A 19,566-nucleotide genomic window follows, 5' to 3' on the forward strand; every position below is an offset into this window, starting at 1 on the left:
AGGTCAAAACTAGGAAACTTTATCCAATTAATGAATGCCTTGATAATTTATTTGTTTTCGGGGAATTTCTCAAACGTTTTCGTAAAAAAACAATCAAAAAATGTCAAAAAAACAAACTTAATCCATGGATTTTGAAGAATCTACCGTCTTGGGCAAAAAGCGTATCAGGCTATCCTTGCCCATGACCTCCCCAGAGGCTTGTTTTTGGGTTGCCGGGCCTACTCTTTCCTCCTTCTTTTTGAACACTTTCTGCATCAATTCCCTGAAACTGTCAAAATCCACTTGATAGGAAAGTCCGACCCCTTGGGTGTAGCCTTGGCGTTCGGCCAAAAACTGCTGGATTTGGTTCTCCCTGTTGAATATCTTGGCACTGAGGGTGCCTTCCTCGTTCAGGAGCACCTGGACCTCGACATCACCTGCCACTACGGTCTCGGAAACCCCACCCACGGGCACCCCTACCCTTCCGTTCACCAAGATGCGGTCGGAGATCTGGGTGGATACGGTGACCCCTATCCTGTTTTCGGTGCGGATATCGGCATTGGGGTCCAAAAGTCCCTGCTCATAGGATACCCCAAGATTGAACTTGTCGTTGTTGCTCCCCAAAATCTGGTTGAGCAGCCCGGAAGCCGTCTGAATCAGGTTCCCGGTGACCGCTTGCTGGTTGATCCCGCTCTGGGCGTTCACAAAGGTTCCCTGGGCGAGCAGGAAAAAGGCGTTCCGCTCCTTGACCGTGGGATCCTGAAGCCTGTATTGGAGTTCGGACTGCACCACGGAATTGGTTCCCGGGAAATCAATGTCAAAATTGATGTTGGGGCTTTCCAGTTCCCCATCCAATCGGACGACCACCTCGGTGGGAATCCTACCCGTAAAACCAGCATTGTCCAAAAGGGGTCCGGGATTGGCATTGAGGGAATAGACCGCTTCAAGGTTCAACTGGGCCGCCAATGGATCTCGCTCCCAAAGTATGGTACCCCCGGGACGTACCTTGAATTTCTTATCGATGACCCCTCCGTATTTAAAATTGTACTCCCCGGTCACCGCCACAAATTCCCCATACATATTGAACTTTCCGTTGGTATTGATCTCTATCAACAGAATTCCTTCCCCAGTTCCTTTCAAAGAGCTTCCAGAACTCCTGTCCACCACGATCTCCACTTCTGCCTCAGGGGTCACTGCAAGGTCGAAGGCCATTTCCAGGCCTTGGTAATCCTCCAGCACTCTTTCCTCTTCGAAAGAATTGGACTCGCCCTTTTCTATAAAATTGATGAAGGAATAATCGCCCACGCTGGTGACATCGCTCAGCGGTATCTTTAATGAAGTTCCCCGTGCCGTGGTGGCATCCACCGAAATGGTGAGGGCATCCGTGGGCCCATAGATGCTCCCTGTTCCATTGATGAAGCCTGTTCCGTAGTACAACGACTCCTCATTGTAATCCGTGTTGAGGATCAGGAACCGATTGTTCCTGGTGTCCACATCCAACCCTAAGTGCCAATCATCAAAATTGGTATGGCTTATCGTTCCGTCCAAAATGGCCGTTGTTCCCTCGTCCACATCGGAAAGACCTACATTTTCAAAATAAAAAGTCTGGTCAAAAAGGCGAACCCGCGAATAGGGCGCAAAATCATAATCCACATTGAGGTAAGGAATGCCAATACCTGCCTCGTTCAGGGTAAGATCTCCATTTATGGAGGGATTTTCCACGCCCCCACTGATCTTTACATTCCCGCTCACCTTACCCCTAATGTTGGAAACCACGCCCTCTCCCAAGGGACTGAAGGGTTCCATGTCAAAATCCGTCAGATTGGCCATGAGATCGAGGTTCTGTTTGTTGTTGAAGTTGGTCACCTTCCCATTGACGCTCAATTTTTCCTTCCCGTTGTCGTTCAGCCAAGTGCTCACTCCAAACTCGGTAAGGTCATTGTTGCCAAAAATCCCTACTTCCAAATCACCCAAGCGGATGTTGTTCACACTGAAATCTTGGATATTGAGACTGGAGGTTGGCAGGTATTTTCCATCTTTTTGAAGGATATTGAGAAAACCGTCCACCGATCCATTCAGTTTAAGGCTATCGATGGCCGGTGTGATCTTGTTCAGGGAAACGATCTTGAACTGTAGGTCCAGGTCTTTATAGGTGGAATCCGCAAATTCCCCCCGCAACCGGATCTGCTCTTCATTGTTGTTGTCCATCACCACATCCTCGATCAGGATACTGTCCAGGGCGCTGTTGAAAATAACCTTGTTCTTGCTGTTCCCGTCCTTGTTCAGTACCCAAGTACTCCCTTTAAAACTGACCTCTGATTTTTTGAGACCTATGACAGACTTGTTGTTCTCATTGAAGGTGTGGTAAAAATTGAGGTTATAGCTATCGTTGTACTCGCTTCCCCCCTTGAATTCTGTTCTAAAGAACAGGGTGTCCTTGAGCGTGGTGTTGATCAGGCTGAAGTCCTTGATGTCATAATACACTGTGGACATGTCCTCCACGGAGATGAAGGTGTTGAACAGGGGGTTTTTGTTGTCTATCTTCAGCTCGATGTTGTCGAACTTATTGTCAAAAGCCTCTATACTCGGGGATTTGAAAGTCAGTTTGAAGTCGCCCTCATCGGCCACAATATTCCCCCTGATGAAGGTGTTGGGATCAAAGGCCACATCGGGAAAGAAGACATCCACGATCTTGTTATAGATCTTGAAATTGAAGTCCAGGTATTGGCCCTTGGAAATTTTAAAGGGTTTGTAGTTGGTATAGATGCTTCCCACGGAATTCTGTACCAACCGTCCTATTTCATTCACTTTGAATTTTCCGCGCATGTATCCGGTAATGATATCGGGCGAATTGATCTCCACTGTCCGTACCGTATCTTGATCAAAGGAGGCGTTCACGGTAAAATCTTCAAAGAAATAGGTATCGTTCTTGTTTTGATAAGTGGTGTTGGTGAAATTCATCTGACCAACGATATCGTCCAGATTACCGCCCTCAATATCCATGTTGACATATCCTTTGAAAATGGAGATACTATCGTCTATGAAATTGAGTTTCTTCAGATCGGCATAGTCCACTGCGGCAATAAAGTTGAACTTGTTCTCCCTGCCCCCAAAATCGGCCAACCCCTTAAAATCGAAACGAAAATTGTCATCATTGCACAACAGGGTTCCGTCAAACAGTTGTTCCTTCAAAATTCCGGAGACCTTGATCTTGTTGTATTCATAACCGTTGTACTCCAACTTATAGATTTCCCCGATAACTTCGGTGTTCAGACTTTCGGCCACAAAACCTTTCCCCTCCACGTTCATATCCAGGGAGGTGAGCCCCAACTGGTCATCATTGGTGAAAGCGCCAAGATCAAAATCTATCAACGATATGAACCCGATATAAGAGGCATCGTCTATGGTCTGGATATTGGTCATTTGAAGGTCCACGTAGCTGCTCCCGATGGCGGTATTCAGGTTGACCTTCGCATCCAAGGAGGTTTCGGTCACCTCGGCATCTCCCCGAACGGTGAATTGCCCCAATTTCTGGACCGATTCAGGGATATTCTTACCCAAGATATTGGGCAAAATGCTCCGCAATTGGTAATAGCTCGAGGTCAGGTTGTCAATATCGCCCCGCAACACAAAGGGGGCCTGTTCGCTGAACAGGTTATCGAACTCAAAATCCCCTCGGATTCCCGTATTGTCCGTAAATAGAAAAAGGTCGCTGACCTGAAGTTTATTGAGCACTCCAGTGAAATTCCCCGTAAAAGTGACTTCCTTATCCTGACCGAATTCATCGTAAAAGGCATTCACCTCGTTGAGCGAAACGGTGGATTCCGTAAAATCGGCCTCCACATTCACCCTGTCCAAAAACTCGGCAAAGTCCTCTCGGTTGTACTTGAACACCAAATTGCCCTTGAGCTCCGATTGTTCGGTATCGATCAAGAGTGAATCAAAGCGCATCTCCTCTTTGGTATATTTGAACTTGGCGGCCAACTTCTCCAGTACTATCCCCCGCTTGGCCTCCATGGTAAGGTCCAAAATGTCCAAGGTCACCTCTGGCCCCAAAACCTGGAAATCCTCGGCGAGGATCTTGATATCGTTGAAATCGAGTATTTTTTCGGATTCGAGGTTTTCATCGATCAACCTGAACTTTCCGCCATTGATCTGGATTTGGTCCGAGGCCATAAAAAAAGGCGGTGTTCCCGGGTCTCTGGGCTTTCCATCATCCAACTTGTCCACGAACACATCGAGATTGGTATCGTCCTCCCCTTCATAAGTCTTTAGGTTAAAGATCAACCCATCAGCCTCGATATCCCCAAACTCCATCTTTCCATTGGCCATGTTCCTTAGGTTAAGGATGGAAGTGCTGAGTTTGTGGATGTAAAAAAGTGTATCCTTTTTGTAGTCTTCCACATAGATGCCCTTGATGCCCGCATTCAGCGTGAAAAGCGAAAGACTCACCCTGTCAATATGCATGTTCGTTCCGAACTCCTTGTTCACCGAATCCATGGCGTATTTGGCCAATTTGGTCTGTACCACGGGCATGGACAGCACCAACGAGACCAATACCAATAGCACTAGGATGGCCAAGAGGGAGCGCAACAGTATTTTGCGAAGTTTTTTGATAGGGCTTTATGTTTTACCTTTGATGACCAATTTTTGTTCCAAAACCTGTGACAGACATAAAAAAATATATCCTTGCCATTGAATCATCCTGCGATGACACTTCCGCTGCCGTACTCTGTAATGCAAAAGTACTGAGCAATGTGGTAGCTACACAAGAAATCCACAAGCAATATGGAGGTGTTGTCCCCGAGTTGGCATCGAGGGCACATCAACAAAATATCGTTCCCGTGGTACACCAAGCCTTGGCCAAGGCAAATATCGATAAAAAAGAGCTATCCGCCATAGCTTTTACCCGAGGACCGGGATTGATGGGCTCATTGCTCGTGGGCACCTCCTTTGCAAAGTCTTTGGCCTTGGGGCTGGACATTCCCTTGATCGAGGTGAACCACATGGAAGCCCATATCCTGGCGCATTTTATTGCCGATGAAAATGGGACATCCCCTTCGTTTCCTTTCTTGGGGATGACCATCAGTGGAGGCCATACCCAGATCGTGAAGGTTTCCAATCATTTTACCATGGAAGTGCTGGGAGAGACCTTGGACGATGCCGTAGGCGAGGCTTTTGACAAGAGTGCCAAACTGATGGGGCTTCCCTATCCCGGGGGACCATTGGTGGACAAAAATGCGCGATTGGGCAATCCCTTGGCCTTCGATTTTCCCAAACCCAAGGTGGATGGTCTTAATTTTAGTTTCAGCGGACTGAAGACCAGTATTTTATATTTCCTGCAGAAGGAAACGCAAAAGAACCCCAATTTCGTTGCCGAGAACATCAACGATATCTGCGCCTCCGTACAGCATACCATTCTGGAGATCCTGATGGAAAAACTGCACATGGCCGTAGAGCAGACCGGCATTAAAGAAGTGGCCATTGGAGGTGGCGTTGCCGCAAATTCGGGCATACGCGCCAGGCTCAAGGAGGCAGAGGAAACTTTGGGATGGAAAACCTATATTCCAAAATTTGAATATTGTACGGACAATGCCGCCATGATCGGTATCGTCGGTTATCTTAAATTTGAAAAAGGACAGTTCACGGACCAGCGTGTTGCGGCAAAAGCCCGATATGCCATAGGGAGCTAAGTCCTTCAACCTTATAAATACAGAAACCATGCAACTTTTTTACGACCCTTCCTTGGACAACAGCGTCAAGCAGTTCACCTTTTCTCCTGAGGAGAGCAAACACATTGTCCGGGTATTGCGAAAAACCGAAGGCGATCTGCTCCAGATCACCAACGGCAAAGGGTATCTGTTCGAGGCCGAAATAGTACTTCCCGACCCCAAAAAGTGCATGGCCCAGATCATCTCACGGACCAAGGCCATCCCGAAAAGGTATAGCCTTCACATGGCCGTGGCCCCCACAAAAATGAACGATCGGTACGAGTGGCTTCTGGAAAAGGCGACGGAGATAGGTGTGGATGAGATCACCCCCATCATCTGCGAACACTCCGAACGCAAAACCATAAAACCGGAACGCATGGAGCGCGTGATCCAATCCGCCATGAAACAATCCCTCCAGACCGTTCTGCCCAAATTCAACCCGCCCATAACTTATGCTGAGTTCATGGAAAAGGAGTTTTTGGGGCTCAAGTTCATCGCGCATTGCCACAATGATGAAAAAATGGAACTGAAGCGAAGGGTCATCGCGGATATGGACCTTGTCATCCTTATTGGGCCGGAAGGCGATTTTTCCAAAGGGGAGGTGGATCTGGCCAGGAAAAAGGGCTTTGTGCCCATCTCACTGGGCAACAACCGCCTCCGCACCGAAACGGCTGCTATCGTGGCCTGTGCCACAGTTTCCACCATCAACAGCTGACCAAAAAAAGTATTTTTTCCCTTTTTGTGGCCCGAATGACTTACTTTTGAGTCAATCGGTACATTTCACCATGAAAAGGACATTCCTGCTGACCATTGCTTTCATTTTTGTCATGGCCTCTTCCGACGCCCAGCAGATTGCCGTGTTGAAATATGGCGGCGGAGGCGATTGGTATTCCAACCCTACGGCACTTCCCAATCTGATACAGTTTTGCAACGCCAATCTTGGCACCAAGATAGATCCGCAACCCGAGACCGCAGAGGCCGGCAGTGTCACCTTGTTCAAATACCCCTTTCTGCACATGACGGGGCATGGCAATGTATTTTTTACGGATGACGAGGTCCAGAATTTGAAGACCTACCTCCTTTCCGGCGGTTTTTTGCACATCGATGACAACTATGGCATGGAGCCTTACCTAAAAAGGGAGCTCTTAAAACTTTTCCCGGACAAACAATTGGAGGAACTGGGTGCGGACCATCCCATTTTTGACCAAAAGTTCAAATTCCCCCAAGGACTCCCAAAAATCCATGAGCATGATGGAAAAAGACCCCAGGCGTTTGGTATTTTTGACCAAGGCAGGTTGGTATTGCTATACACCTTCGAATGTGATCTTGGCGATGGATGGGAAGACCCTGCTGTGCACAACGACCCCGAAGAAGTCCGGTCAAAAGCGCTCCAAATGGGTGCCAACATAGTTGAATATGCCTTTAAAAGCTGATTTTTCATGAACTCAAAGACAATTGCCAACGGAATATTGCGTGCAGTGGCCATCATGGTCGGAGTGGCCCTTATGGCCATTTTCATCTATAAGATCCGCTCCGTATTGGCCTATTTGGCCATAGCAGCGGTCATTGCCTTACTGGGAAGGCCCATCGTTCTTTTTTTACGTAGAAAACTAAAATTTCCCAACACGCTTGCCGTAGTAGCGGCCATGATCTTCATGCTCTCCATTTTTCTGGGCATCTTGGCCCTTTTCATCCCTTTGATCTCAGAGCAGAGCAAAAACCTCTCCCTCTTGGACATAGATACCCTCAAAACGGACATCAATAGCCTGTACTATCAAATCTTGGATTACTTTGGTGCTTCCACCAGGAATGTGGATGACCTGATCGAGGAGGCCAAAATTGAGGAAAATGTGCTCAAGGGCCTGGACCTGAAGTTCATCCCCAACTTTATCAATTCCTTTATCAACACCCTAAGCAATTTTAGTGTGGGTCTATTTTCTGTGCTCTTTATTTCCTTCTTTTTTCTGAAGGACAGCAAATTGTTCCAAAACGGCATGTTGACCTTTGTACCCGATGACAAGGAAAGTAACTTGGTAAAAACCATAGACAAGATCAATGGTTTGCTCTCCCGATACTTTGCCGGGATCCTGTTGCAGCTTTTCATCCTTTTTGTCATCTACACCATTGCATTGTTGATCGTGGGGGTTGAAAACGCCATCGTGATTGCGTTCCTTTGTGCCTTGTTCAACATCATCCCTTACGTTGGTCCGCTCATTGGCGGGGCCATCATGGTCACCCTCACCATGACCAGTTTTTTGGGCGAGGATTTCAGTGCTGTCATATTACCCAAAACGCTCTATGTTTTGATTGGTTTGGCGGTGGGTCAATTGGTGGATAATTTCTTTTCGCAGCCCTTCATTTTTTCCACCAGCGTGAAATCGCACCCGCTCGAAATCTTCCTGATCATCATCATCGCAGGATTACTTTTCGGGGTCGTAGGCATGGTCGTTGCAGTGCCCGGATATACCGCCATCAAGGTGATTTTGAAGGAATTTTTGGCCGAAAATACCTTTGTGAAAAAATTGACCAAAGGTTTATAGTATCAGTTTGAATAAATCACTATTACATACTGGTCCACAATCCTTTATATCAGAAAATTTATATACTGACACGATGTCAGTTTTGCTGCAAAAACCACCATTTGAAGGAGTGTCCCAAAAAGAATTGGTAACGCAGCTCGAAGCCAAAAAAAAGAGTCGGGACAAGCTCCCTACTTGGTTCCATTCAGCCAACATCTACTACCCCAACAAGCTCCATATTGAACAGACCAGCTCCGAGGCTACGGCACGGTACAAAGCCCAAATGGTAAGCGGTAAATCCTTAGCCGACCTTACTGGTGGATTTGGGGTGGACTGCTATTTTTTTTCGGAAAGAATGGACGCTGTAACGCACTGTGAAATCAACCCGGAGCTGAGTGAAATTGCCACCCATAATTTCAACATATTGGGCAAGGAAAACATCACTTGCCTGGTTGGGGATGGAATGGATTTTCTGAAGACCACCACGCAAAAATTCGATTGGATCTACCTCGATCCCTCAAGACGGAACGACACGAAAGGAAAGGTCTTTTTGCTTGCGGACTGCCTGCCCAATTTGCCGGAAAACATGGACCTGGTTTTTCAAAAGACCCAAAATGTGTTACTGAAAACTTCTCCATTGCTCGACATCAAACATGGCATCAGTGAACTGGACCATGTAAAAGAAGTGCATGTTGTCGCCCTGAACAACGAGGTCAAGGAGCTTCTGTTCGTGCTTGAAAAGAATTTTGTGGGAAACAGTACTGTCCGGACGGTGAACATCATCAACGGCAAGGAGGACAAGTTCGATTTCGTGCTGGAAGAAGAACAGCACAGTATTGTTGCTTTGGGTGGTCCCCATACCTACTTATATGAACCAAATGCCGCTATCTTGAAATCCGGGGGGTTCAAATCCATTGGTGCTGCCTACCAACTACATAAACTGCACCCCCACTCGCACTTATATTCTTCTTCCGGTCTTATGGATTTCCCCGGAAGGTCTTTTGTTATCGAAAAGGTCCTTCCTTACTCCAAAGGCTCAATGAAAGCCCTTGGCATGGCAAAGGCCAACATCACCACTCGCAACTTTCCATTGTCCGTGGCCGATATCCGAAAAAAACACAACATCAAGGACGGTGGTGAAACCTACCTCTTTTTCACCAAGAACCTGGATGAATCACTATTGGTGTTGCAATGCTCAAAAACCGAGGCTTAATCCAAGGTGGCAAGCCAATCGTAAAGTAGGCCCATCCAGTTCTTCAATCGTTCGTCGTTCAAAGCCAAAGAGAAACCATGCCCTCCTGTTGGGTATACGTGCATGGTGGCAGGGACCTGATGCTCCCTCAGCGCCCCAAGGAACAAGATGGAATTCTCCACAGGAACAGCTTTGTCATCCATGGCATGCAACAGAAATGTTGGCGGGGTTTCCCCATCAACATGCTTTTCATTGGAGAGGTAGTCCACTTCCTCCTGCGTAGGATTCTCGCCCAATAGCGAAGCTCTGGACCCTGTATGGGTACTTGGATGCCCCAGTGTGATGACCGGGTAGATCAATGCCATAAAATCAGGTCTTGCGGACAGATCATCGGCCTCATCTTGTCGCTCATATACCTTATCCCTATAATGGGTCCCCAACGAAGAGGCCAAATGTCCTCCGGCCGAAAACCCCATAATCCCAATTTTTTCCGGGGCGATGCCCCATGCCGCCGCTTTTGACCGTACCAACCGAATCGCTCGCTGGGCATCCTGCAAGGGGACAACATTTTTACCCTCTGTGATCGATTTGGACCAAGGCAAACGATATTTGACCACGATACCGGCCACTCCTTTCAATGTAAGGGCCTTCGCGATATCCGTTCCCTCCCAATCGTAGGCAAGACCGCCGTAACCTCCTCCGGGAAAGATAAGCACAGCCTGCCCTGTGGCATTCTTTCGGGAAGGCAAATAGACTTCCAATGTAGGTTTTTGGACATTGGTCACCCAAGTTATCCCATCCTCCCTCCTGTCGACCACTTCCTTCTCATTCGACTCCATCTGATTGGGGACCATTTTGGGCCACAAAGGCATTATGGTATCCTGTGCTGACATTCCTAGGGACATTATTGCAAATAACAGCGTTGCTTTTCTGTATATCTTCATCTTTCTGAATTTAGATCAATCATTGCATTCCCATTTAAAATTGGCCACCTTGTCGTTGGAGGCGGCAGATAGGTTATAGTGCCACCATTCGGTCCGGATGGACCAAAACCCGTGTGATTCCATAATTTCCTTCAACAATGTTCTGTTGGCCAGTATTTCTTTCGGCAGATCGGTATTGTCGTGGTAGGCCCTTTTTCCGAAAAAATCAAAATCGGTTCCCATGTCCAGTTCGTTCCCATCCATATCCACCAAAGTGATGTCCACCGCACCACCTTTGTTATGAATGGACCCTTTAACGGGATTGGCCACATATTGCGGATTGGGCACAATTTCCCACATCTTGTACTGCACGGAATTGGGTCTATAACAATCGTAGAATTTGATCTTCACTCCCTTTTTCAAAAAATCCTTATTGGCGGCAATGAGCGCTTTGGCCGTTTTGACCCGGGTATAGCACTCGGCACAGTCATAGACCTTGGCCTTTAAAAAATTGTTTTCGGTGGCATAGCGCAGGTCATAGGCAAAATCGTCACTGAAATCAGCCAAACGAACAAAAGTGGTGTCGGCCAGTCCCTCAAAGGTTTTCAGTTTGGGTTCTTGGGAAATTGTGTCCATGACCGGCAAGGCAGTCTCCTTTTTTACTTCAACGATTTCCTTTTCAATGCTTTTCTCTTCTTCTTGTTTCCCACGACAGGCCAAAAGGGCTACAAGCCCCAAAAAGGGTATCACATATTTCGTCATCAATCTAAACGTTTTTGTTTCGCAAACCAAGTATATAGGGAATCGGTGGTATAGGCTCTGTCCCATGCATTATGGCCCACACCTTTATATCGGGTATAGCGGACATCATATCCCATTTCCTTCAATTTATTCACCATTTGGTCCGATTCATCCACCGAAATGACATCATCCTTGTCCCCATGAAAGACCCATATGGGCATTTTCTTATCTATCCAATGGGCGTAGGGCAAAGGTGCCATGCCACAGACCACGGCCATGGCCGCAAACCTATCGGGGTATTGCGTGGCCAGTTCCCAAGCACCACTTCCTCCCCTACTGAGACCCGTGAGATAGATGCGCTTGGGGTCCACATTACTGGTGTTGACGACAGAGTCCAGCAATTGCATCACCGCTTGGGCGTTCCACCATTTTTTTTCGTGTGGATTTTGTGGGGCCAAGATCAAAAAAGGAAATTGTTTGCCCTCTGCCAAAAGCCTCGGGGGACCATTTCGCTTTATCCACCCCAATTCCCCTCCAGATTCCCCACCACCGTGCAAAAAGAGCAGGATTCCGAATTCCTTGTCCCCTTCCGAAGCATATCCCTCAGGGTAATACAGGTAATATTTAAGGTTTTCCCTGGTCACCGTTTCCAGTTCGTCGTGCACCAATTGGGATTGGGCAGCACAAGCCTGAAGCAATAAAACAATGGCCAAGAACGATATCCGCGTCAGCATCAATTTAATTTTGAAGCCTACAAGTTACAAAAGTTTGTCGGCTATGTCCTTCCAAGTGTCGGCCCGCTCAAAGAGGGTGACATTGGTGTTGTGTGGTGAAGTGAACATGATGGATCTGCCCTCAAACGGCCCTAGGTTCTTGCTTCTGTCATCGATCAGGACATCCCCCTTCAAGACGTGCTTGTTGCCGCACAAAATCCGGTTCTGCCAAGGAATGAATGGAAAAAACTCGTCCAACCAATCCGATTTTTCCCGTAAGGACTGTGGAAATTCCATAGCAGCCGAAGCGATATAGACTTCATGTTTTTTGCTCAGTTCGAAGAGCACTTCCTGGCTATCTGGAATCACCAGCAGGTTTTTGAAAAAGCCATCCCTCCAAGTATGGTCTTTTATGGATTGTTGGTGCTCCTCGGGCACACATTGCCACGCTTCCCTACCATAACAATCTTCCCTTTTGAGTTGGGCTCTGAATTCTTCATTGTACAGGTCGAGGTGTGCCCCAAATGCATCGGCGATCACCTCGTCCATATCCACAAAAATGGTCATGCTGTTGTTTTTTGGTGAAGTACGTCAAAACTTGCGAGTTATTCAAAAAAATCCGTTTTCGTAATCCTCCGCCTACATAGTATTGCGATAATATGACGGCTATTTCCGATGATTGTTTTTTTTACAATTCGAAAGAGGAATAAGAGTATAAAATTAAGCTGTTCATCGACGATAATGACCACTTCATATAAAGTATAAAGAGGACTTTTTTTAAAGGGAAATGTCAGGGTACTTTTGCACCCGAATTTAAAATAACAATACTTGAAAACGCTTAAAATTTCCCCCATTATTCTACTGTCTTTTGTATTATTTCTAACTTCTTGTAGCACCTCTTCATTGGAGGACGAACTGGTACTTTCACCTGAAAATCTATCATCAAACATTGAACTGGAAATCCTAGACCTGGTCAATGCATATAGATCATCCAAAGGATTGAATACATTGGAGTTTGATGATATTGCCTATGATTATGCGGAACAGCATACGGAAGAAATGATTTCCGCAGGCCACATCAGCCATGACAATTTCAATATCAGATCTTCCAACTTGGCGCAAGAGGCCCGTGCCAACTATGTCTCGGAAAACGTAGGAAAGAGTTATACCTCTGCTGCAGCCATTGTCCAAGCATGGATCAAAAGTGACACGCATCGAAAAGTCATGGAGGGAGATTTTCTATACACAGCCGTAAGTGTAAAAGCCGATGGATCAGGGACCTTATATTTCACCCAACTTTTCTATAAATAATCTTTTTCTTACAAATAAATTTACAATAAAAATTTAATGTAAATTTCAAACTACTCATAAACAATATATTAAATACAGAACAAAGTATTTATTAGGCATTCATTAATCAAAAACATATCATTTATTAATTCTTTATTCCTTCATTTTATAAAGAAATAGACTACAAAATAAAATAATTGAAAAATAACTGAGTTATATATAAAAAATTATGACTTTAGTTATGGATCAATCATTACTTTATTCAAAAAGATCATTATTCCTTATTTTTCTTGTGTTGTCTATATATTCTATTAATGGACAAACCTTTGCCACAACTATTATAAGTGAAGATGAAGTGGACAATGCTGCCAATGCTATTGATGGTAATCTGTCCACATCTGCAACAGTAAGAGCCAACTCTGGTGTTGCATTAGGGCTCGGAGCCTATGCCGGGCATTTGGAAATGGAATTTCCATCCACACTTCCAACAAACACAACATCTTATGTAAAGTTGGAAACCGAAGATGACCTGCTCCCTCTTTTATTGGGGGGAAGCCTCGGAGGGTTATTATCTGATATTGTAGGTGTATTGCTCATTGGAAACCAAGAATTCACGGTCGCCGTCAAGAACAATGCAGCTACGGTAATGGAAGAATCTTCAGGTGATGTCAGTCCCTTTAGCTCGGACATGCTACGGGTAGTGACCAACGTGGACAATGATTACTTTTTGGCCATGGCCCCCAACTCAGATTATAACCGGGTAAGGCTCACCAACCGTATCGGTTCATTGATCGGTTTGAACAACACCAGGGAATTAAGTGTTTTTGGGGCCTACCACGGGCCAGATCTCGCTTTGTGTGGAACACCCACTTATACCTCATTTGATGGAAGTGGGTTAACGCTGGATCTTTTGAATCTTGGGGCAGGGGTAACCGATCCCCATCTGGCCATAGATGGGGACTTGGGCACCTCTTCCGAATTGGGGTTGGGTATCCTAGGAGTGGCCGCCAGTATTGAACAGACCGTCTATTTTGACACACTTTCCGAAGCCGGGGAAAACTTTTATATCCGATTGGGGGTCGACCCCGAACTGGTACAGGTCGGGCTTCTCAACAACATACAGGCGATTGTCCAGAACGGTGCACAGTCGCCGCTGTTTTCAGGTTCCATCTCCAGTCTTTTGGCCCTTGATCTATTGGGTCTTTTGGAAGGCGGGCAGGCCGTGACCATTCCTTTGGATCCTGGAGGGCCAGCCGATAGGGTAACCATTCGTTTGACCTCACTGCTGAACATTTCGCTGGACCAAAACCTGAACCTATTTGAAATATACCGTGCACCTGCCATGCCGGAATTGGACCCGGATTCACAAGATGTAAGCATTTGTGATGGCTCATCGGTTGACCTGACGGCCACAACTTCCGTGGGCAATCAACTCCGATGGTACGATGCTGAAACAGGTGGAAACCTATTGGCCACACTAAACTCTGGTGAAGCCTATACAACTCCTGTCTTGAACACGGATACGACCTATTATGTAGCAGCGGTAGAAGTGGGTTGCCCAGAAGAATCCCCCAGAGTTCCTGTAACGGTGAGCGTGGTTGACATCCCAACGGCCAGTGACATAACCATCATTGGTGATGAAAACCCCATTTGTTCCTCCAATGATGTGGCATTGATCCCCTCGAGTGATGTCGATGGCACCTACAGTTGGTATTTTGATGCCAACGCCACAAATCAGATCACAGATGGTCAGGTCGTGGGATCAGTGACTTATAATATTGACCCAGATGACGGAACGCTCACCATTACTGGATTAAACCAAGCAGGCAGCCCATATTCCTATTATGTGAGGGTCACTGAAGCTACGGCGGGATGTGAAAATGCCCCGGGAGACCTTCAGGTGGCCAATGTCGAAATCGTGGATTCCGGTGCCAGCGTCTCCATAATTTCTGCGCCCATCATTACTTTGGACAACTTGATCGACTTCTTTTTGGGAACACCCACCTATGCGGTTTCGGGCAACGTTACCGGGGATGCAAATGTTGGGGACGACATAACCCTGACCATCAATGGACAAACGTATGTCGGTGTGCTTGATGCCAATTTGGATTTTGAGATAGATGTCGATGGATCAGATCTGGCCCTAGATCCTGATGCGGCCGTTGAAGTATTCATCAATGGAGGGCTCTGTACACTGACCGGGGACATCGATATTGACATTCCCGTGTTGATTGTGGACGACCTGCTCCAGATATTCTGTGCCTCGGACAACCCTACCTTGCTCGATTTGGAAGTGGGTGCCAATATTTCACTATTTGATAGCTTGGATACCCTTGTGGAACTGGACCTTGACACTCCCTTGGTGGACGGAGAGGTCTATTTTGCAGGAATTTTAGGTGTACCCATATCCGTATTGACCAGAGTGGGCATTACGGTGAACATCATCAACCCACCAACACCTACCACCACATCCAGTACGCAGACGTTCTGCGCTAGTGATGACCCCACTGTGGGTGACCTGCAGGTGAACGAACCCAATGTGGTCTTTTATGACAGTCCATCCGGAGGTCAGGAACTGGCACCATCCACGGCTTTGATCAACGGAACCAACTATTATGGAGCCATCAGGGATTCCGATGGTTGTGAAAGTACCAATAGATTACAAATAGCTGTGGTCGTGGAGGGAGAAACACCCACCACCCTATCTTCCACCCAAGCCTTCTGTGCCGATGCCGCTCCTACCATTGCCGATATCCAGGTGAACGAAGCAAACATCGTTTTCTACGACAGTCCATCCGGAGGTCAAGAACTGGATGCCTCCTCACCTTTGGTGAATGCTAGCAATTACTACGCGGCCATAAGGGAAACCAGTGGATGTGAAAGCACCATCCGATTGCAGATTGCGGTAACGGTTGATGATGGTGGCCCCATCACGCTGACCGGACAGACCGAAGAGGCGTGCCGTAATGGGGAAGAATACACCTATACCACCGACACGGACAAACAGCAATACGCTTGGACTGTTACCGGAGGAAGCATAGTGGCTGGAGGAACGGCTACGGACGATTTTGTGACCGTTACTTGGGACAGTCTTCAAGGTACATCCATCACCGTGGGGTATGACGATCCTGCCAATTGCAACCCCGTTGACACTTTCCAACTGGATGTCGCCGTTGTGGAGTGCGTTTTGGGAGAGGAATTCTGCCTCAGGGTCTACAACGAGTTCTCCCCGAACAATGATGGTTTCAACGACTTTTTTGAAATAGAGTGCATTCAGGACTATGCCAACAGCATACAAGTGTTCAACAGGAACGGGAACAAGGTCTTTGAGGCCTCGGATTACCAAAATAACTGGGATGGGATAGCCAACGTGAACGGTGTCCTAAACAAAGGTGAACACCTGCCCTCCGGCACCTATTACTACGTCATCAATATCCCAGAACTGAACAGGAACCTCGTAGGTTGGTTACAACTGGCCCGATAACGCACTTTCAAAATCAAACAATACCATTTAGCTATGATACAGATCATAAAAAACAGAATAGGAGTCATATTATGCCTCACGTTGGCGCTGCAATGGACCGGGGTCAAAGGACAGCAAGCCCCGCAGTACACACAATACATGTACAACACAACGGTCCTAAACTCTGGTTACACAGGGACCAGCGCCAATTTTGAGGCCAATGTCCTCTACCGCACACAATGGGTGGGCCTCGATGGGGCACCCGAGACCCAATCGTTCACCATTCAGGGCCGGACCGGCAAAAGGATCGGGCTTGGGCTGACCGCAGTGAACGACAACATTGGTGCCTCCAACAACGTGAAAGTGAACGGACATTTTGCCTACGAACTTCCAACGGGCCAAAAGACCCGGCTGTCGCTAGGGTTGAATGCAGGATTGGACATCCTCAATATAGATTGGTCCAAAGGGGTCTTCGCGGACGATTTGGATCCTGTTTTCAGTGAAAACCTGAATGAGACCAGGCCCATGTTCGGGGTGGGTGCCTACTTCTATAGTGATCGTTGGTACCTCGGCCTTTCCACGGACAATTTCCTGAATTCGGAAATCTACAGTGATGATGACAGGGCAGTAACGGACAGGAAAAGCCAGTATTACTTCATGGCAGGCTATGTGATGGACCTTTCCAGCAGTGTCAAGTTCAAGCCGGCCATGCTCACCAAGCATGTTTCAGGCAGTCCCCTTACATTGGACGTTTCCGCAAACTTCCTTTTGCAGGAAAAGGTAAGCCTTGGTGTGGCCTATAGATATGACGATGCCGTGAGCCTGTTGGCCGGTCTCCATTTTGCCAAGAGGTTTTTTGTGGGCTATGCCTATGACTATTCCTTGGCAGGTCTGGACAACTATAACGATGGTTCCCATGAGATCATCCTCAAATACAATGTATTCGATATAAGCAAAAGGGCATTGTCCCCAAGGTTCTTCTAAAGGACCGCTGAACGTCAAAAAAATCAATACCCATGAAAAAAGCGATACTTCTTATAGCGTTCTGTTCCTGTATCAGTGCAATGGCACAGAGCAAGCTTGAAAGGGCCGACGAACTTTTCAATGAATTTAAGTTTGACAAGGCCATTGTCCTCTACAAGGATCTGGCGTCAGAAAAATCAAAACCTTCCCTCCATGTGGTCCAACGCTTGGCAGACAGCTATTTCAACATGAGCGAGTACCAAAAGGCCAAGGAATGGTACGCCAGGCTCTATGCCACCGAAGGAAAAAACACAGGGGAGGGCAACATCATCAAACTGGTGCAATGCCTAAAGGCCAGCATGCAGGCCGAGGAAGCGGACAAACTCCTCCGCGATTTCTATTCCGACCAAAAAAGGCTGGACATGATGATGGCCCAAAAAACATATTTGGACAGCCTTTTGATGAAAGATCCTGCTTTTGAGGTCCAGAACCTGGCCTTCAACAGCAAAAAATCGGATTTTGCACCATCGTTTTATGAAGATCTATTGGTCTTTGCCTCGGCGAGGGACACTTTAAAATCCAGCGGAAAACTCTATCCATGGAACAACCAGCCCTATCTGGACCTCTATGTCACCAATCCCAATGTGTCCCGATTTGTGCCTGAAAAGTTTTTGGACAACCTAGCATCTTCCTACCACGATGCCAACGTGGCCGTCGTTCCGGGTGCTCAGACCATCTATTTTACCCGAAACTATCTGAAAAAGGATAAACTGAACGCCAATAGCGAAGGGCTGTCCAACATGCAGATCCTCAAAGGGAGCATCCTGAACAATGAATTGGTGAACGTGAGCTCGCTCTCCTTCAACAGTAAAGATTATTCCTGCGGACACCCAACCCTCAGCGCAGACGGGAAATACCTCTACTTCACCTCCAATATGCCCGGCGGTTATGGGGAAAGCGATCTGTATGTCGTGGAACTCGGTGTGGACGGGGATGCACTGACCCCTCCCAAGAACTTGGGTCCCAATGTGAATACCAAAGGGAGGGAGATGTTCCCCTATGTGGATGGGAACACCCTTTACTTCTCTTCCGATGGACATTATGGCCTTGGCGGATTGGATATTTTTTCCACTACCATACAATCAAAGGACAGTTATACCCTGCCCAAGAACATTGGCCCGCCCATCAATAGCAATATGGATGACTTTTCAATGATCCTTCGTGGCGAAACCGGAAATGGGTACTATGCCTCCAATCGTTTTGGTGGTGTTGGGGACGATGACATCTATCGCATTACAAAAGCCAAACCCGTTAATTGCTTGGTCTATTCGGGCTATGTGCTGAATGAAAAAACTGGAGAACCCCTACCCTTGGCCAATGTGGAACTCTATGACACTACCACCGGATTTGTCACCGGCATGAAAACGGATGACAATGGGGCCTTCAGTGTAATATTGCCCTGCAACAAGGAAAGCAAACTGGTGTTTTCCAAACCCAGGTTCACCAAGAAAGAAATCTTGATCAATACCGGTGAAGATCCCCAAAGTCCGTCCGAGGAAAACATGGTCTACCTCACCCCGTTCGAAAGTTTAGTGGTGAAAGAGGGCGATGTGGAAAAAATCAAGGTCGATCCCATTTACTTTGAATATGACAAATCGGAGATCACCCCTAGGGCCGAAATCGAGCTGGAAAAAGTCCTGTTTGCCATGAAGGAATTCCCCAGTATCAAAATAAAGATTGAGTCACACACCGATTCCAGGGGCTCGGACCAATACAACTTCAAATTATCGGACGACAGGGCAAAATCCACCATGTGGTACCTCATCTCCAAAGGGATAGACCATGATCGTATCGTGAGTGCGAACGGGTATGGGGAATACCGGTTGAAGAACAAATGTTCCAATGGGGTAAAGTGTAGCGAACAGGAACATTTGGTGAACAGACGTTCCGATTTTGTGATCGTGGAAAAAGGGGAAACCTTGGAAAATGTGCAACGATAAGTATGGAAAGGTAAAGCCTTAGTTTAGTTTTAGTTTAGGAAAATAACCGTTACCTTCACAGGGATAACGGAC

Annotated in this window: 14 protein-coding genes; 9 read left to right on the top strand and 5 right to left on the bottom strand. The window is 47.0% G+C overall.

All coding sequences use genetic code 11. The features are described 5' to 3' along the window. Nucleotides 1-117 precede the first annotated feature (117 nt). On the bottom strand, nt 118-4,515 hold the full coding sequence (locus tag DB398_RS12670) for a translocation/assembly module TamB domain-containing protein (protein ID WP_199913397.1): 4,398 nt from the start codon (nt 4,513-4,515) through the stop codon (nt 118-120). Between the two features lie 128 nt (nt 4,516-4,643). On the opposite strand from DB398_RS12670, the gene tsaD reads away from it, so the two are divergent. The 5 genes from tsaD to DB398_RS12695 all read left to right on the top strand — a co-directional run bounded on the left by tsaD (nt 4,644) and on the right by DB398_RS12695 (nt 9,422). Further along, complete coding sequence (tsaD, locus tag DB398_RS12675) at nt 4,644-5,672, top strand: tRNA (adenosine(37)-N6)-threonylcarbamoyltransferase complex transferase subunit TsaD (protein ID WP_108424768.1); 1,029 nt, start codon at nt 4,644-4,646, stop codon at nt 5,670-5,672. 28 nt (nt 5,673-5,700) lie between these two features. Next, nucleotides 5,701-6,405: a 16S rRNA (uracil(1498)-N(3))-methyltransferase gene (locus DB398_RS12680; RefSeq protein WP_108424770.1), complete on the top strand. Its 705-nt coding sequence runs from the start codon at nt 5,701-5,703 to the stop codon at nt 6,403-6,405. Nucleotides 6,406-6,475: 70 nt separating this feature from the next. Then, on the top strand, nt 6,476-7,123 hold the full coding sequence (locus tag DB398_RS12685) for a DUF4159 domain-containing protein (protein ID WP_108424772.1): 648 nt from the start codon (nt 6,476-6,478) through the stop codon (nt 7,121-7,123). Between the two features lie 6 nt (nt 7,124-7,129). Continuing rightward, nucleotides 7,130-8,230 carry an AI-2E family transporter gene (locus tag DB398_RS12690; protein ID WP_108424773.1) on the top strand — a complete coding sequence of 367 codons (1,101 nt, stop codon included), beginning with the start codon at nt 7,130-7,132 and terminating at the stop codon, nt 8,228-8,230. Between the two features lie 7 nt (nt 8,231-8,237). After that, nucleotides 8,238-9,422: a THUMP-like domain-containing protein gene (locus tag DB398_RS12695; protein ID WP_108424775.1), complete on the top strand. Its 1,185-nt coding sequence runs from the start codon at nt 8,238-8,240 to the stop codon at nt 9,420-9,422. Here the strand turns inward: DB398_RS12695 and DB398_RS12700 are convergent. The 4 genes from DB398_RS12700 to DB398_RS12715 are packed head-to-tail and all read right to left on the bottom strand — an operon-like array spanning nt 9,419 to nt 12,345. Continuing rightward, a complete protein-coding gene (locus DB398_RS12700; protein ID WP_108424776.1) occupies nt 9,419-10,345 on the bottom strand; it encodes an alpha/beta hydrolase in 927 nt (308 codons plus the stop codon). The genes DB398_RS12695 and DB398_RS12700 overlap by 4 nt on opposite strands. 15 nt (nt 10,346-10,360) lie before the next feature. After that, entirely contained in the window at nt 10,361-11,086 is a 726-nt protein-coding gene (locus DB398_RS12705; protein WP_108424778.1) for a M15 family metallopeptidase, read from the bottom strand. Then, complete coding sequence (locus tag DB398_RS12710) at nt 11,086-11,799, bottom strand: carboxylesterase family protein (protein ID WP_199913394.1); 714 nt, start codon at nt 11,797-11,799, stop codon at nt 11,086-11,088. Before DB398_RS12710 ends, DB398_RS12705 begins: the two co-directional genes overlap by 1 nt. 24 nt (nt 11,800-11,823) lie before the next feature. Then, nucleotides 11,824-12,345: a 5' nucleotidase, NT5C type gene (locus tag DB398_RS12715; RefSeq protein ID WP_108424781.1), complete on the bottom strand. Its 522-nt coding sequence runs from the start codon at nt 12,343-12,345 to the stop codon at nt 11,824-11,826. A 261-nt stretch (nt 12,346-12,606) separates the two neighbouring features. Between DB398_RS12715 and DB398_RS12720 the strand changes: the two genes are divergently transcribed. The 4 genes from DB398_RS12720 (at nt 12,607) to DB398_RS18685 (ending at nt 19,494) form a co-directional block, all read left to right on the top strand. Beyond that, nucleotides 12,607-13,089, top strand: coding sequence for a CAP domain-containing protein (locus tag DB398_RS12720; RefSeq protein ID WP_108424783.1), 483 nt, complete (start codon nt 12,607-12,609; stop codon nt 13,087-13,089). Between the two features lie 271 nt (nt 13,090-13,360). Further along, on the top strand, nt 13,361-16,552 hold the full coding sequence (locus tag DB398_RS12725) for an Ig-like domain-containing protein (protein WP_234416251.1): 3,192 nt from the start codon (nt 13,361-13,363) through the stop codon (nt 16,550-16,552). Nucleotides 16,553-16,585: 33 nt separating this feature from the next. Then, nucleotides 16,586-17,515, top strand: coding sequence for a PorP/SprF family type IX secretion system membrane protein (locus tag DB398_RS12730; RefSeq protein ID WP_108424786.1), 930 nt, complete (start codon nt 16,586-16,588; stop codon nt 17,513-17,515). 32 nt (nt 17,516-17,547) lie between these two features. After that, complete coding sequence (locus tag DB398_RS18685; protein ID WP_108424788.1) at nt 17,548-19,494, top strand: OmpA family protein; 1,947 nt, start codon at nt 17,548-17,550, stop codon at nt 19,492-19,494. Nucleotides 19,495-19,566: the final 72 nt, after the last annotated feature.

The organism is Flagellimonas amoyensis (assembly GCF_003058265.1).
In the GTDB taxonomy this organism is placed as follows: Bacteria; Bacteroidota; Bacteroidia; order Flavobacteriales; family Flavobacteriaceae; genus Flagellimonas; species Flagellimonas amoyensis.

Coding starts and splice junctions, on each gene's coding strand:
- DB398_RS12710 (WP_199913394.1), bottom strand. CDS start 11,799: ATGCTGACGCGGATATCGTTCTTGGCCATTGTTTTATTGCTTCAGGCT.
- DB398_RS12670 (WP_199913397.1), bottom strand. CDS start 4,515: ATGCCCGTGGTACAGACCAAATTGGCCAAATACGCCATGGATTCGGTG.
- DB398_RS12690 (WP_108424773.1), top strand. CDS start 7,130: ATGAACTCAAAGACAATTGCCAACGGAATATTGCGTGCAGTGGCCATC.
- DB398_RS12730 (WP_108424786.1), top strand. CDS start 16,586: ATGATACAGATCATAAAAAACAGAATAGGAGTCATATTATGCCTCACG.
- DB398_RS18685 (WP_108424788.1), top strand. CDS start 17,548: ATGAAAAAAGCGATACTTCTTATAGCGTTCTGTTCCTGTATCAGTGCA.
- DB398_RS12715 (WP_108424781.1), bottom strand. CDS start 12,345: ATGACCATTTTTGTGGATATGGACGAGGTGATCGCCGATGCATTTGGG.
- DB398_RS12700 (WP_108424776.1), bottom strand. CDS start 10,345: ATGAAGATATACAGAAAAGCAACGCTGTTATTTGCAATAATGTCCCTA.
- DB398_RS12685 (WP_108424772.1), top strand. CDS start 6,476: ATGAAAAGGACATTCCTGCTGACCATTGCTTTCATTTTTGTCATGGCC.
- DB398_RS12705 (WP_108424778.1), bottom strand. CDS start 11,086: ATGACGAAATATGTGATACCCTTTTTGGGGCTTGTAGCCCTTTTGGCC.
- DB398_RS12680 (WP_108424770.1), top strand. CDS start 5,701: ATGCAACTTTTTTACGACCCTTCCTTGGACAACAGCGTCAAGCAGTTC.